Genomic DNA, 12,739 nt, shown 5'->3' with positions numbered 1-12,739 from the left:
GAGCTCCCGTCCGGTCGGGGTGGTCAGCGGCCGAGGTCGTTGAAGTAGACCTGGCCGTTCGTCTGCGGCGTGCCGCCGCTGAGGCTGTTGCTGATCACGTTGACGTTGTGCAGGTCGACCAGCGCGAGGTTGGCCGCGGCGTCGTCGACGATCGCGCTCATCTCCTTCTCGATCCGCTCCCGCTCCGCCGTGTCGTCCGACGGGGTGGCAGCCAGGTCCATCCGGAGCTTGTCGTACGCCGGGTCGCCCCAGCCCGTCGCGTTGCTCGGGGCGTCGGAGGCGTAGAAGGCGTAGGTGTAGAACGCCGGGTCGGCGATCACGATCGGCTCGGCGTACAGGAGCGCCTGGTAGCGGCCCTCCTGCAGCACGGTGGTCAGGTTCGTCGCGCTGGCGATCACCTCGAGCTCGACGTCGACGCCGATCTCGGCGAGCTGCGACTTGATCAGCACCGACGACTTCTCGGCCACCGGTCCCGGACGCGAGGTGCCGTAGGACAGCTTGAGCTTGAACCCGTCGGGGAACCCGGCCTCGGCGAGCAGCGCCTTCGCGCCCTCGACGTCGTGCTGGTACGCCGGAGCGTCACCCGGGCTGAACGGGAAGGTGCCCTTCGCGGGCTCGCCGATGCCGGCATACGCACCGTCGACGAGGGCCTGCCTGTCGATCGCCATCGACAGCGCCTGGCGCACGCGCTTGTCCTTGAGCGGGCCCGACTTGGTGTTGAACATCAAGGTGTCGCGGCTGCGGCTGGCGCACTGGTTGACCCGGACGTCGGACTTGGCGAGCTGCTCGTACTGGTCGTAGTCGAAGCCGTTGGCGACCTGGGCCTCGCCCGAGCTCACCAGCTGGGCGCGGGTCGCGGTGTTGGGCACGGCGTTGATGACGAGCTTCTTCACCGAACCGCGCTCACCACCCCAGTCGGGGTCGGCGGTCAGCACCAGCGACGATCCAGGCGTGTAGCTCTCGAGCTTCCAGCCGCTGTAGTCCGCCAGGTTGTTGGACAGCCAGTTGTCGGCGATCGGGTCGTCACCGGTGACGTGCTTCTTCGCCTCGGTGCTGTCGTAGACGTCGAACAGGTTCTGCTGCAGGCCGGTGATCGAGAAGGAGTACACGTGCAGCAGGTTGAGCTCGACGGTCTTCTCGTCGACCACCGTCACCAGGTTCGCGGTGTCGAAGCCGGCCGACTTGAGCGAGCCCTCCATGATGCCGTCGCGCTTCATGCCGGTCTCGAAGCTCCACTTGACGTCCTCGCTGCTCAGCTTGTTGCCCCACTGGCTGGTGAGGTCACGCAGCTTGACGACGACCGCGGTGCCGTCGGCGTTGAGCTCCGCGGACTCGGCGAGTCGACCCTTGACGTCGTACGACGGGTCCGTGCAGGCGTCCTCCGGCGTCGCACCCAGGTCGTAGGCCATCAGCTGCGACCCCAGCCCGGTCAGGACCACGTGCGAGGCGGAACCGCCCCACTTGGACGCGGTCAGGCCATCGGGCAGGCCGTTGACCGCGATGGTCACCGTCTCCTGCTTGCTCCCGGAGGTGGTCGACTCGGGGTTGGAGCAGCCAGCCAGTACGACGGCTGCGACGACGGCGCCGGCGATGTAGGGGCGCTTCCTCATGGTGTGTCCTCTCTGTCACTGATGGGGAGCGGGGATTCGCCCTTGGCGGTCGCCGAAACGACCGCGCCCGAGCAGCGAACACCGCACCAACGGCCTTGCCGTTGGCGGATTCGTCGCCAGGCGACGAGGTGGGGTGGGAGGTGGCGAAGGAGCCTGAGGGGGACCTCAGCCCCGGTACGCGGACTGGTGTCCGGTACGGATGATGGGCAGCACGCCGGCCACGTCGTCGATCACGTTGCCGTGGGTCGGGGCGACGATCTTGGTCCCGAGGGCCTCCATGGCCTCGGAGACGCCGGCGTACAGCGTGTCCGCGTCGTCGACCCAGCGGGCCCAGTACAGGGCGCTGCCGGTGAACATCGCGGCGTTCTCGACGGTCGGGGGCGAGTCCAGCTCGGAGGTGAGCAGGCCGCACTCCCCCGGCAGGTGGTACGGGTCCTCGTCGTCGAGCTCGGGTCGGTGCATGTAGCAGAACCCGTCGGCGGTGAAGAGCACCCCGCCCTCGGTGGCGAAGGCCCACAGCGTGTTGGGCAGGTCGCGGATCATCGCCTCGACCAGGACCACGGCCTGGCCGCCGCCGAGCTCGATCCGGTCGCCGGGCTTGCCGGCCCGCAGGTTCGGCACGACCTGCGGATAGAAGAGGTGGTAGTCGCGGATGTCACCGATGGCCACGATGTCCGGGTACTTCTCGACCAGCCGCGGCAGGTTGCCGGTGTGCGGCAGCTCGGGGTGGGTCGGCATGACGTAGGTCAACGGCTTGTCGCCGAGCAGCTCGTCGAGGGTGTCCGAGATCGCCGCCCAGCTGGACGGGTTGCCCGTGTCGATGAGCACCGAGGCGTCCGGTCCCTGCACCAGGTAGGTCGAGGTGTGCCCGTGGATCACCCGGGTCGGGAGGTGGAACTCGAGGCAGGAGCTCATCCAGGTCACGCCCGGGGCGATCGGCCGCGGGAGGTCGCTGCTCATCTTCTCGAACAGCGGCTCGTCGTCGTGTGCGTGGGTCATGTCGTCGTCTCCGGGTCTGTCGTCGTCAGTCGTCGGTGGGGGCGAGCGCGGCCAGCATGAAGTCGACGTGGCGCTTGACCACGTCGCGTCCCTGGATCACGCAGCCGCGCGAGGGTGCGATGACGTCGGGCTGGAGGGTCTCGAACTTGTCGGCGATCCAGTCGCGCAGGTTGCGCGTCGAGGCGCGGGCGATCCACTCGTACTTCGCGAGCAGGTGGGCCTTCACCTGCTCGGCGGTGGTGTCGTCGCGACCGAGGTCGTCGATGACCCGGGAGTCCTCGGGCGTGGCCATCACCCCGTGGGTGAAGGTGTCGGAGGTGAAGATCGTGCCGCTCGCGCCGTCCCAGCCCCAGAAGGTCGGCAGCAGCCGCAGCAGCGGGGACTCGATCTCGAGCAGCCGGCCCGGCGAGATCTCGATCTCGGGGGTGCGCGCCATCGAGTCGCCGCCCTCGCCCTTCTGGTCGATCTGCTCGCGGCGGCTGCGCAGCGCCATCCGGTTGATGTCGTCGAAGGCATCGAACGGGTTGGTGACACCGCCGGTGTAGAGGCGGCGCAGCGGGAACGTGGTCGCGATCGACTCGAGGTTGGACACGCAGTCCATCTCGCCGCGGGTGAAGAAGATCGACAGCTCAGCGTCACCGAGCAGCTCCTTCAGTCCGTCGACGACCAGGTCCGCGTGGATCGCCAGGCCCGAGTCGACCAGGAGCCGGTGGTCACCCTCCCCCAGCAGGTAGCAGTTGGCGGGCTGGTAGCCGCGGGAGCCGGCCGGCACCCAGCTGACCAGGTCGTCCAGCGGGTAGATGCCGCCGAGGGCGACCACCGAGGGGTTGGGGATCAGCGTCTTCATGGCTTCATCATATTGAAGTGTCTTCATTTCGTCAATCCTTTTGCGAGGGCCCGAGCGCTCGGACGGCGCTTCCCGGAGACCTGGCCCCGGGTACGCGGGTCGAGCAGGGTCGTGGTCACGTCGAGCACGATGTAGCCGGCCAGGCTGGCGGTGCCCATGATCACGACGAAGCCCTGGATGACCGGGATGTCGTTGGCCAGGACGCCGTTGAGGGACCAGCCCCCCACGCCCGGCCAGGAGAAGACGCTCTCGACGATCGCGGCGCCACTGATGGCGCTGGCGAGCATGATCACGAAGTAGGTCATGATCGTGCCGCGGATGTCGGCCATGGCGTAGCGGAAGACCTGGAGCGGGCGTAGGCCGCAGGCCCGGGCGAACTCGATCTGGGGCGAGGCGAGTGCCTGGACCATGCCGGTCCGCACGATCTTCGACACGGGTGCGGCGAAGAAGACGCCGACGGTCACGATCGGCAGCAAGGAGTGCGACAGGATCGACCAGAACGTCGCCCAGTAGCGGCCGAGGACGGCGTCGAGCACGACCGACCCGGTCTGGTCCGGCGGCTGCGCGTCGACCGAGGACGTCATGCCGACGGGTGCCGGCGAGACGCCGAGCAGGCTGAAGAACAGCGCGATCAGGACGAGGGCCAGCACGAACTCGGGTACGGCGAGCAGCACCGACGAGCCGACCGTGAACGCGCGGTCGGTGGGCTTGCCGAAGCGGTACGCCGCCGTGGAGCCGAACACGATGCCCAGCACGGTGGCGAGCAGCAGGCCGGGCACCAGGTAGACGAGCGTGTTGGGCACCCGTTCCAGCAGGCTGTGCAACACCGGGCTGCCGGTGAAGAAGGACTCCCCGAAGTCGCCCTTCATCGCACCGCCGATGTAGTCGAGGTAGCGAGCGAGGAAGGGCTGGTCGAGGCCGAGCTTGGCGTTGAGCGCCGCCACGTCCTCGTCGGTGGCGTACTCCCCCAGGATCGCCTTGGCCGGGCTGCCGGGCAGCATCGAGACCAACGAGAAGCTGAGGGTGAGCAACCCCAGGAACAGGAACCAGCCGACCACGATGCGCCGGACGATGTAGCCGATCACTCCGCGCATGCCGCGGCCTCCTTGTCGTCGGTCGTCGCGCCGGCTGGCACCAGCGCCTCGAGCGCGCGCCGCGCCCGGTTCTCTCCGGGATCGACCAGCAGCCGGGCCGAGAGCAGCTCGCGGGTGTAGTCGGCCTGCGGACGCGTGAGCACGTCGCACGCCTCGCCGGTCTCGACCATCCGGCCGTGGCGCATGACGGCGACGTGGCTGCACATCGACTCGACGGTGGTGATGTCGTGGGAGATGAACAGGTAGGTCAGCCCGCGGTCGCGGCGCAGCCGGTCGAGGGTGCGCAGCACACTGGCCCGGATCGTCATGTCGAGCGACGCCGTGGGCTCGTCGAGCACGACGAACGACGGGTCGGTCACCAGCGCCCGGGCGATGCCGACGCGCTGCTGCTGGCCGCCGCTGAGGTGGGCGGGCCGCCGCTGGAGCAGGTCACCGGACAGGCCGACCTCCTCCAAGGTGGCCACGACGAGGTCGCGGCGCTCGCGCGCGGACTGCTGGGGGCGGTGCACCACCAGCGGCTCGGCGACGATGTCCTCGATCCGCATCCGCGGGTTCAGGGAGGCGAACGGCTCCTGGAAGACGATCTGCCAGTCGGCTCGGCGCCTGCGCAGCTCGCCCTTGCGCAGCCCGCGGACGTCGACGCCGTCGATGCCGACCCGGCCCTCGTCGGGCTCGATCAGTCGCAGCACGAGCCGTGCCAGGGTCGACTTGCCCGATCCGGACTCGCCGATCACACCCAGGCAGTCGCCCTTCTCGAGCGAGAAACCGACGTGGTCGACGGCGAGCAGCTCCTGCCCGTCGGGGCGGACGTACCGCTTCACCAGGTCGTGGACCTCAACGAACGCCATGGCCGACCGCCTCTCCGTTGGAGGTGCGCCCGTGCGCGGACGCGAGGAGATGTTGGGTGTAGGTGTGCTGCGGGGCGGTGAGCACCGAGGACACGTCGCCCTCCTCGACGATCCGTCCGTCCAGCATCACGATGACGCGGTCGCAGTAGTTGGCGACCACGCCGAGGTCGTGGGTGACGACGAGTGCCGAGCGCCCGGCGAGCATGGTGAGCTCGGCGAACACGTCGAGCACCTGTCGCTGGACCGTGAGGTCGAGCGCGGTGGTGGGCTCGTCGGCAATCACCAGCGACGGCTCGAGCACCATCGCCAACGCGATCACGACGCGCTGCGCCATGCCGCCGCTGAGCTCGAAGGCGTAGCCGTTGATGACCTGCTCGGGGTCGCGGATCCCGGTTGCGGCGAGCATCGCGACGCAGCGCTCGCGCTCAGCCGTGCCGAACTTGAGGCCGTGCGCCTTGAAGATCGCGGCGAACTGCTTGGACAGCCGGATGACCGGGTTGAGCGCGCTGAACGGGTTCTGCGCGACGAAGCCGATCTGCGGGCCGCGGAGCTGGCGCAGCCGGCGCGGCCCGCAGGCGAGCAGGTCCTCGCCCTCGAAGCAGGCGCTGCCGCCGGTGACCGTGCCGCCCGAGGCGAGCAGTCCCAGCACCGAGCGCACTGCCGTCGACTTGCCCGAGCCGGACTCGCCGACCAGGCCGAGGATCTCGCGCTTGCGGACGGTGAAGGAGATCTCGTGGAGGGTCTCCGACCAGCCGCTGCGGACCTCGAACCCGGTCACCAGTCCCCGGACGTCGAGGAGGACCTCGTTGCCGGACGTGGACGTGGGCGTGTTCATGCGCGGCCTCCCGCGGTCTCCATGTGCCGCTCGATCGCGTTGCCGACGGCATTGAGGCAGCCGATGAACACGACGATGGCCAGGGTCGGGAACATGGCCGCCCACCACTCGCCGCGCAGGAGCATCGCCGAGCCCTGGTCGATCATGCTGCCCCAGGTGGGACTCGGCGGGCGGACGCCGATGCCGAGGAAGTTGAGTGCCGCGATGGCGCTGATGCCGTTCGACGCCGTCAGCGTGGCCTGGACCAGCACGACGCCGTACGAGTTGCGCAGGATGTGGTTGAACGCCACCCGGGTCGGCGGGCAGCCGATCGCGACGGCCGCTTCGACGAAGCGCGCCGAGCGCAGCGTGATCGCACTGGAGCGCGTGACCCGAATGAAGCGCGGGATGCCGATGAGGGCGATCGCGACGACGATGTTGAGCGCCGAGCCGCCGAGGACCTGCACGAAGACGACGGCGATGACGATGATCGGGAGCGCCGAGACCGCGTCCACGATCCGCATGATGAACTCGCCGCTGCGGCCCTGGGTGGCCGCCAGGCCCAGCGGTACGCCGATGGTGAGCGCCAGGAGGGTCGCGGCCAGCGCCAGCGGGACGTCGCGGGCAGCCGCGTCGATCGTGCGCGAGAAGACGTCGAAGCCGGACTCGTCGGTGCCGAACCAGTGGTCCCAGCTCGGCGCGAGCCCGATCTCGCGGATGTCGGGGGCGACCGGGTCGTAGGGCAACGGCAGCAGCAGGCCGGCCAGCGGGAGACCGGTCACGACCGCGACGGCCAGGACCAGGCCGATCGATCGCGACCGCCTGCGGGACCGGCGTCCCGTTCCTGCACGGAGCCCGCCTCGTCGTACCGGCGCGGAGGCCGGGGCGACTGAAGATGTCATGGTCGAGGACCTCAAACTTCATCAGATTGAATGCGAACGTGAGCATTCTTACCCCGCCTCAGAGGGGTTCGCAAGCGTGTCAGCGGGATTTCTGTGGCCCGTCGCACATCTTCACCCACCCTTGCGCGATCTTCATGACATCAAGATAATGAAGACGTTCGCATTGTCGCCCGTACAGGAGAGAGTCCATGCCCCAGCCGTTCGCCGACCGGATCGACCAGCTCGCGATGGTGGTGCGCGACGCCCAGCTCGGGCGCCCGATGCTCGCAGCCGAGCGGCGTCTCTTCGACCGTGCGGGCGCCCGCGAGGGACTGCTCTCCCTCACCCACGCCGACACCACGGCGTTTCCACCGCCGCCGACCGCCGGCCCGCGGTACGCCGACGCGCTCGCGGCCGGCGTGACGCCCTTCGCCGACTTCCTCGGGGACACCACCGTGCGCGCCGAGCTCGCGCCCCGCGTGGCCGGCTACCTCGGCACCGAGGTCGACGCGACCACCGAGCTGGCGATCACGGCTGGCACCCAGAACGCGCTCTTCGCGATCCTCTCGGTACTCGTCGACCGCGACGACAAGGTCCTGGTCGCCGACCCCGACTACATGACCCTGGAGAAGACGCTTCGCTTCTTCGGCGCCGACGTCGTCCACCTCCCCGCCCGCCCGGTCGGCGTCGACGGCGCGCTGGAGATGAGCGTGGCCGACATCGAGGCCGGCTTCCGTGCCGGCGCGAAGCTGCTCCTCTTCTCCAACCCGTGCAACCCCACCGGCACGGCGTACGGCGCCGCCTTCCTCGCCGAGGTCGCCCGCCTCGCCGTGCAGTACGACGCCTGGGTCCTCGTCGACGAGCTCTACTCCCGGCTCGTGTACGACGACGCGTTCACCCACCTCGCGTCGTACCCGGGCATGCGGGAGCACTGCATCACCACCCTGGGCACCTCGAAGACCGAGTCGATGTCGGGCTTCCGCGTCGGCTGCGTCGTCGCCCCGGCGGAGGTGCTCGCGGTCGTGCCCGAGGTGCTCGAGGTGAGCGCGCTGCGCGCGTCGTCGTACGCCCAGCACGCGCTGCTGGACTGGCTCGGCCCCGACGACGCGTTCATCGGCGAGCGGGTCGACGTGCTGCGCGAGCTGCGCGACCTGACGGTGAAGCGCTTGCGCGAGGTGCCCGGGCTCGAGCTCGCCTCGCCGGCCGGCACGGCGTACGTCTTCCCCCGGTTGCACGGCCACGGCCTCGACGACTTCGAGGTCGCCGAGGCGCTGGTCGCCGACGCGGGCGTGCTGGTCTACCCGGGGCTGTGCTTCGGGCCGAGCGGCGAGGGCGGGTTCCGGCTGTGCTTCGCCCAGGACCCCGCGGTGCTGCCGGCGGTGCTGGACCGGGTCGTCGCCGCGCTGACCACGCTGACGACGCTCGCATGAGCGTCCTCGACCTCGGCGCCGAGCAGGTCTCGAGCACCATGGACGCCGGCCGCGCACCCGTGCTGACGATCGACGACGGGGCGAGCGTGCGCGTGGCGACCCGCAGCATCCTCACCCACGTCGACCACCGCGACCCCGACGTGTTCGCCGCGATCGCCGACCACTCCCACATGGACATCCCGGTCACCGGGCCGATCGCGGTCCGCGGCGCCCGGGTGGGCGACGTGCTGCGCGTCGACATCCACGACGTCGAGATCGCCGAGCACGGCGCGATGGTCACCCTCGCCGGCCGTGGCGGGTTCAGCGAGGCCCTCGAACCGGCGGGCCTGCTGCTCCCGATCGTCGACGACCACGTGCTCTTCGACGACGTGCGGCTGCCGGTGCGGCCGATGGTCGGCAAGATCGGCGTCGCGACGCCGGACGCCCCGCACTGCAGCACGGTCGGCCCCCACGGCGGCAACATGGACTGCACGGAGATCGGTCCCGGGACGACCCTGTACCTGCCCGTCCACGCCGACGGCGCGCTGCTCTACGTCGGCGACCTGCACGCCCGCCAGGGCGACGGCGAGGCCTGCCTGACCGGCGTCGAGGTCGAGGGTGCCGTCGTGGCGACCTGCCGGGTCGTGCGCGACTGGCCGCTCCCCCGGCCGCTGGTCGTGACCCGTGAGCACACCGTCGCGATCGGCGACGGCGACGACCTCGACGAGGCGGTCCGGGTCGCGCTCGACGACCTGCTGACGCTGGTGCGCGCCGAGCGCGGCTGGAGCCGCGAGCGCGCCGCCATGTTCCTCAGCGCAGCGGCCGACGTCGCCGTCTGCCAGGTCGTCAACGCCCGGAAGTCGGCGCGGGCCTCGCTCCCGACGGCGTTCCTGGCGATCACCCTCCCCCCGACCAGCCCCTCCCCCGAGAAGGAGTGACCATGCTCGACACCGTGGTGCGCGGCGGCCTCGTCGCGATGCAGTCCGGAGCCCGCCGGCTCGACATCGGCATCAAGGACGGCGTCATCGTCGCGTTGCGCGCGAGCGACGCCGCCGACCCGCTCGTCGCCGAGCGCGTGGTGGACGCGACCGACCGGGTCGTCGTGCCGGGCGGCGTGGACCCCCACGTCCACACCAGCTCCCCCATGCCGACCCTCGGCGAGGGGATCCGCAGCTACGGACCCGACCGCGTCAGCGTCGCCGCGGCGTTCGGCGGCACGACCACCATGCTCGACTTCGCGCACTGGCACCCCGGCGACGACCTGGCCGACTCCTTCGCCCGCAAGGACGAGGACTGGAAGGGCCGCTCGTACGTCGACTACGGCTTCCACGGCACCTTCCGCGAGCCCGAGATCCCGTTCGACGTGCTCGACCAGGTCGGCGACGCAGTGGCCGACGGCCACGCCACGTGGAAGGTCTGGATGACCAACACGACACCGGGCCGCAAGTGGCAGAAGACCGACGTCGGGCACATCTGGGGCCTGATGGAGCGCACCGCCGCCGCGAACGCGATGCTCTGCGTGCACGCCGAGGACGACGACATCGTCATGTACGCCTACAAGCGGCTCGAGCACGAGGGCCGCACCGCGCTGCGGCACATGTCCGAGGCGCACAACCAGCTCTCCGAGCTGCTGTCCTTCCAGCGGGTGATCTCGCTGGCCGGCCACGTCGGTGCCCCGATCTACATCATGCACGTGAGCGCCGGGGTCGGCGTCGAGGAGATCCGCAAGGCGCGCGGCGCCGGACAGCCGGTGTACGGCGAGTGCCTGCCGCACTACGCGTCGTACTCCGACGAGGTCTACGCCCAGCACAACGGCGCGATCTACCACACCTACCCCTCGCTCAAGGCGCCCGACGACCGGGACGCGATGTGGTCGGCGCTGGCCGACGGGACGCTGTCGACGATCGCCACCGACTCGGTCTGCGTCGACCTCGACGTGAAGACCACCGGCAAGACCATCGTCGACGCGGTCGGCGGCCACGTCGGCGTCGAGGTGCGGATGGCGGTGTCCTACACGGAGGCGGTCACCCGGCGGGGCCTGCCGCTGGAGCGCTTCGTCGACCTCACCTCGCGCAACGCCGCCAAGGTCATGGGCGCCTACCCGCAGAAGGGCGAGATCGCGATCGGCAGCGACGCCGACCTGGTCCTGCTCGACGTGTCCGCGCCGCACGTGATCACCGCGAGCGAGCTGCACGAGGCCGACTACACGCCCTGGGAGGGCTACCAGGCCTCCGCCTGGCCGGTGCTCACCATGGTCCGTGGCCGGGTCCTGGTCGCGGACGGCAGGCTCACCGACGAGCGGCCCGACGGCCGGCTGCTCAAGCGGGCGCTCGGCGCCGACGTGCTCGCCCGCCCCGCCCTGTAGTCCCGGTAGTTCCACGCCCCGAGAGGAGATCCCATGTACATCGTCGGAATCGGCGGCACGCTCAGCCCCTCGTCGTCCAGCGAGCGGGCGCTGCACAGCGCGCTCGAGGCCGCGCGCCGGCTCGGCGCCTGGACCGAGGCGTTCACGGGCGAGCGGATGCGCACCCTGCCCATGTACGACCCCGTCTCCGCCGAACGCCCGCCGACCGCCCGCGAGCTGGTCGACGCCCTGCGGATCGCGGACGGCGTGATCATCTCCAGCGCGGCCTACCACGGCAGTCCCTCGGGCCTGCTCAAGAACACCCTCGACTACGTCGAGGACCTCGCCCGCGACGACCGGGCGTACCTCAGCGACCGGCCGGTCGGGCTGATCTCGGTCGCGAGCGGCTGGCAGGGCGCGGTCCACAACCTCGCCGGGCTGCGAGCGATCACGCACTCGCTGCGGGGTTGGCCGACGCCGTACGGCTGCGTCGTGAACACAGCACCGACCGGGCTGCCCGGCGACCCGGTCGACCAGCACTCCTCCGACCTGGCGCTGGTCGCCGAGCAGGTCGTCACCGCGGTGGGCGCGGAGTGCCCGCCCGCCCGTCGACTGGTCCGGGGAGCGCACGGATGACCGCCGAGGTGATCGGCCGACGTCGGGTCCGGGCCACGCGCAGCCCGCTCCTGCTCGGGCCCGCCTTCGTCGCCGGCATCGCGTACGTCGACCCGGGCAACGTCGCCACCAACACCGCCGCAGGCAGCACCTACGGCTACCTGCTGGTGTGGGTCGTCGTGTGCGCCAACGCACTGGCGATGCTCGTGCAGTACCTCTCGGCGAAGGTCGGCATCGCCACCGGCCGCTCGCTCCCCGAGCTGTGCCGCGAGCACTACTCGCGGCGCACCTCGCTCCTGCTGTGGCTCCAGGCCGAGGCCGTCGCGCTGGCGACCGACCTGGCCGAGGTGCTCGGTGGCGCGCTGGCGCTCCACCTGCTCTTCGACGTGCCCCTGCTCGTCGGCGGCGTGATCACCGGCGTGGTGAGCATGGCCCTGCTGGTGCTGCAGAAGCCCGCGACCCAGCACCGCTACGAGCGGGTGGTGATCGGCCTGCTGGCGGTGATCGTGCTCGGCTTCCTGTGGTCGGCGGTCGCCGCGGGACCGTCGCCCTCGGCGACCGCCGGTGGTCTGGTGCCGCGCTTCGACGGCACCGAGAGCCTGCTGCTCGCGACCGGCATGCTCGGCGCGACCGTGATGCCGCACGCGATCTACCTGCACTCCGCGCTCGTGCTGCACCGCTTCGACCCCGCGTCCAAGGACGACGCCACCCGGGCCCGGCTGCTCCGCACGACGCGGGCCGACGTGCTCATCGCCATGGGCATCGCCGGAGTCGTCAACCTGTCGATGGTGCTGGTCGCCGCGGCGGCGCTGCACGGCCTCGGCGTCGAGAGCATCGAGGGCGCCTTCACCTCGATCGGGACCGAGATCGGCTCGGCGGTGGCGATCCTGTTCGCGCTGGCCCTGCTGGCGTCCGGCTTCGCGTCCTCCTCCGTCGGGACCTACGCCGGCACGGTGATCCTCGAGGGCTTCCTGCGACGCCGGATCGCGCTCCCCCTCCGCCGGCTGCTGACGCTGGCTCCGGCGGTCGCGGTGCTCGCCCTCGGCGTCGACCCGACGCGGGCTCTGGTGCTGTCGCAGGTGGTGCTGAGCTTCGGCATCCCGTTCGCACTCTTCCCGCTCGTCCGGTTCACCCGCGACCGCGCGCTGATGGGTCGCTTCGTCAACGCGCGGGTGACCACCGTCGCCGCGACCGTCACGGCCGTCGTGATCTCGCTGCTCAACGGCGTGCTGCTCTGGCTGACCTTCGCCGGCTGAGGACGGGCCCCTGCGCGGTCCA

At 70.7% G+C, this 12,739-nt stretch carries 12 protein-coding genes; 5 read left to right on the top strand and 7 right to left on the bottom strand.

What is annotated here, in order from left to right; genetic code table 11:
• Window positions 1-23 precede the first annotated feature (23 nt).
• From ACZYRU_RS08395 to ACZYRU_RS08365, 7 genes are all read right to left on the bottom strand, one after another.
• On the bottom strand, window positions 24-1,610 hold the full coding sequence (locus ACZYRU_RS08395) for an ABC transporter substrate-binding protein (RefSeq protein ID WP_488956628.1): 1,587 nt from the start codon (window positions 1,608-1,610) through the stop codon (window positions 24-26).
• Window positions 1,611-1,775: 165 nt separating this feature from the next.
• Window positions 1,776-2,609 carry an MBL fold metallo-hydrolase gene (locus ACZYRU_RS08390; protein WP_488956627.1) on the bottom strand — a complete coding sequence of 278 codons (834 nt, stop codon included), beginning with the start codon at window positions 2,607-2,609 and terminating at the stop codon, window positions 1,776-1,778.
• A 25-nt stretch (window positions 2,610-2,634) separates the two neighbouring features.
• Entirely contained in the window at window positions 2,635-3,456 is an 822-nt protein-coding gene (locus ACZYRU_RS08385) for an MBL fold metallo-hydrolase (protein WP_488956626.1), read from the bottom strand.
• Between the two features lie 23 nt (window positions 3,457-3,479).
• Window positions 3,480-4,550, bottom strand: a complete 1,071-nt coding sequence (locus ACZYRU_RS08380; protein ID WP_488956625.1) for an ABC transporter permease — start codon at window positions 4,548-4,550, stop codon at window positions 3,480-3,482.
• Window positions 4,538-5,398 (bottom strand): ATP-binding cassette domain-containing protein, encoded by an 861-nt coding sequence (locus tag ACZYRU_RS08375; RefSeq protein ID WP_488956624.1) that lies wholly within the window; start codon window positions 5,396-5,398, stop codon window positions 4,538-4,540. The genes ACZYRU_RS08380 and ACZYRU_RS08375 overlap by 13 nt, the downstream gene beginning before the upstream one ends.
• Window positions 5,385-6,233 carry an ABC transporter ATP-binding protein gene (locus ACZYRU_RS08370; RefSeq protein ID WP_488956623.1) on the bottom strand — a complete coding sequence of 283 codons (849 nt, stop codon included), beginning with the start codon at window positions 6,231-6,233 and terminating at the stop codon, window positions 5,385-5,387. The genes ACZYRU_RS08375 and ACZYRU_RS08370 overlap by 14 nt, the downstream gene beginning before the upstream one ends.
• Entirely contained in the window at window positions 6,230-7,114 is an 885-nt protein-coding gene (locus tag ACZYRU_RS08365; protein WP_488956622.1) for an ABC transporter permease, read from the bottom strand. Before ACZYRU_RS08365 ends, ACZYRU_RS08370 begins: the two co-directional genes overlap by 4 nt.
• 188 nt (window positions 7,115-7,302) lie before the next feature.
• On the opposite strand from ACZYRU_RS08365, the gene ACZYRU_RS08360 reads away from it, so the two are divergent.
• The 5 genes from ACZYRU_RS08360 to ACZYRU_RS08340 are packed head-to-tail and all read left to right on the top strand — an operon-like array spanning window position 7,303 to window position 12,717.
• Window positions 7,303-8,523, top strand: a complete 1,221-nt coding sequence (locus ACZYRU_RS08360; protein WP_488956621.1) for a pyridoxal phosphate-dependent aminotransferase — start codon at window positions 7,303-7,305, stop codon at window positions 8,521-8,523.
• Window positions 8,520-9,440: an acetamidase/formamidase family protein gene (locus tag ACZYRU_RS08355; RefSeq protein ID WP_488956620.1), complete on the top strand. Its 921-nt coding sequence runs from the start codon at window positions 8,520-8,522 to the stop codon at window positions 9,438-9,440. The genes ACZYRU_RS08360 and ACZYRU_RS08355 overlap by 4 nt, the downstream gene beginning before the upstream one ends.
• 2 nt (window positions 9,441-9,442) lie before the next feature.
• Complete coding sequence (locus tag ACZYRU_RS08350; protein ID WP_488956619.1) at window positions 9,443-10,867, top strand: dihydroorotase; 1,425 nt, start codon at window positions 9,443-9,445, stop codon at window positions 10,865-10,867.
• A gap of 33 nt (window positions 10,868-10,900) precedes the next feature.
• Window positions 10,901-11,482: an NADPH-dependent FMN reductase gene (locus tag ACZYRU_RS08345; protein ID WP_488956618.1), complete on the top strand. Its 582-nt coding sequence runs from the start codon at window positions 10,901-10,903 to the stop codon at window positions 11,480-11,482.
• Window positions 11,479-12,717: an Nramp family divalent metal transporter gene (locus ACZYRU_RS08340; RefSeq protein WP_488956617.1), complete on the top strand. Its 1,239-nt coding sequence runs from the start codon at window positions 11,479-11,481 to the stop codon at window positions 12,715-12,717. Before ACZYRU_RS08345 ends, ACZYRU_RS08340 begins: the two co-directional genes overlap by 4 nt.
• The last annotated feature ends 22 nt before the right edge of the window (window positions 12,718-12,739 follow it).

The sequence above is a fragment of the Nocardioides sp. F233 genome, assembly GCF_057813895.1.
This window is presented reverse-complemented; position numbering and strand designations above follow the sequence as displayed.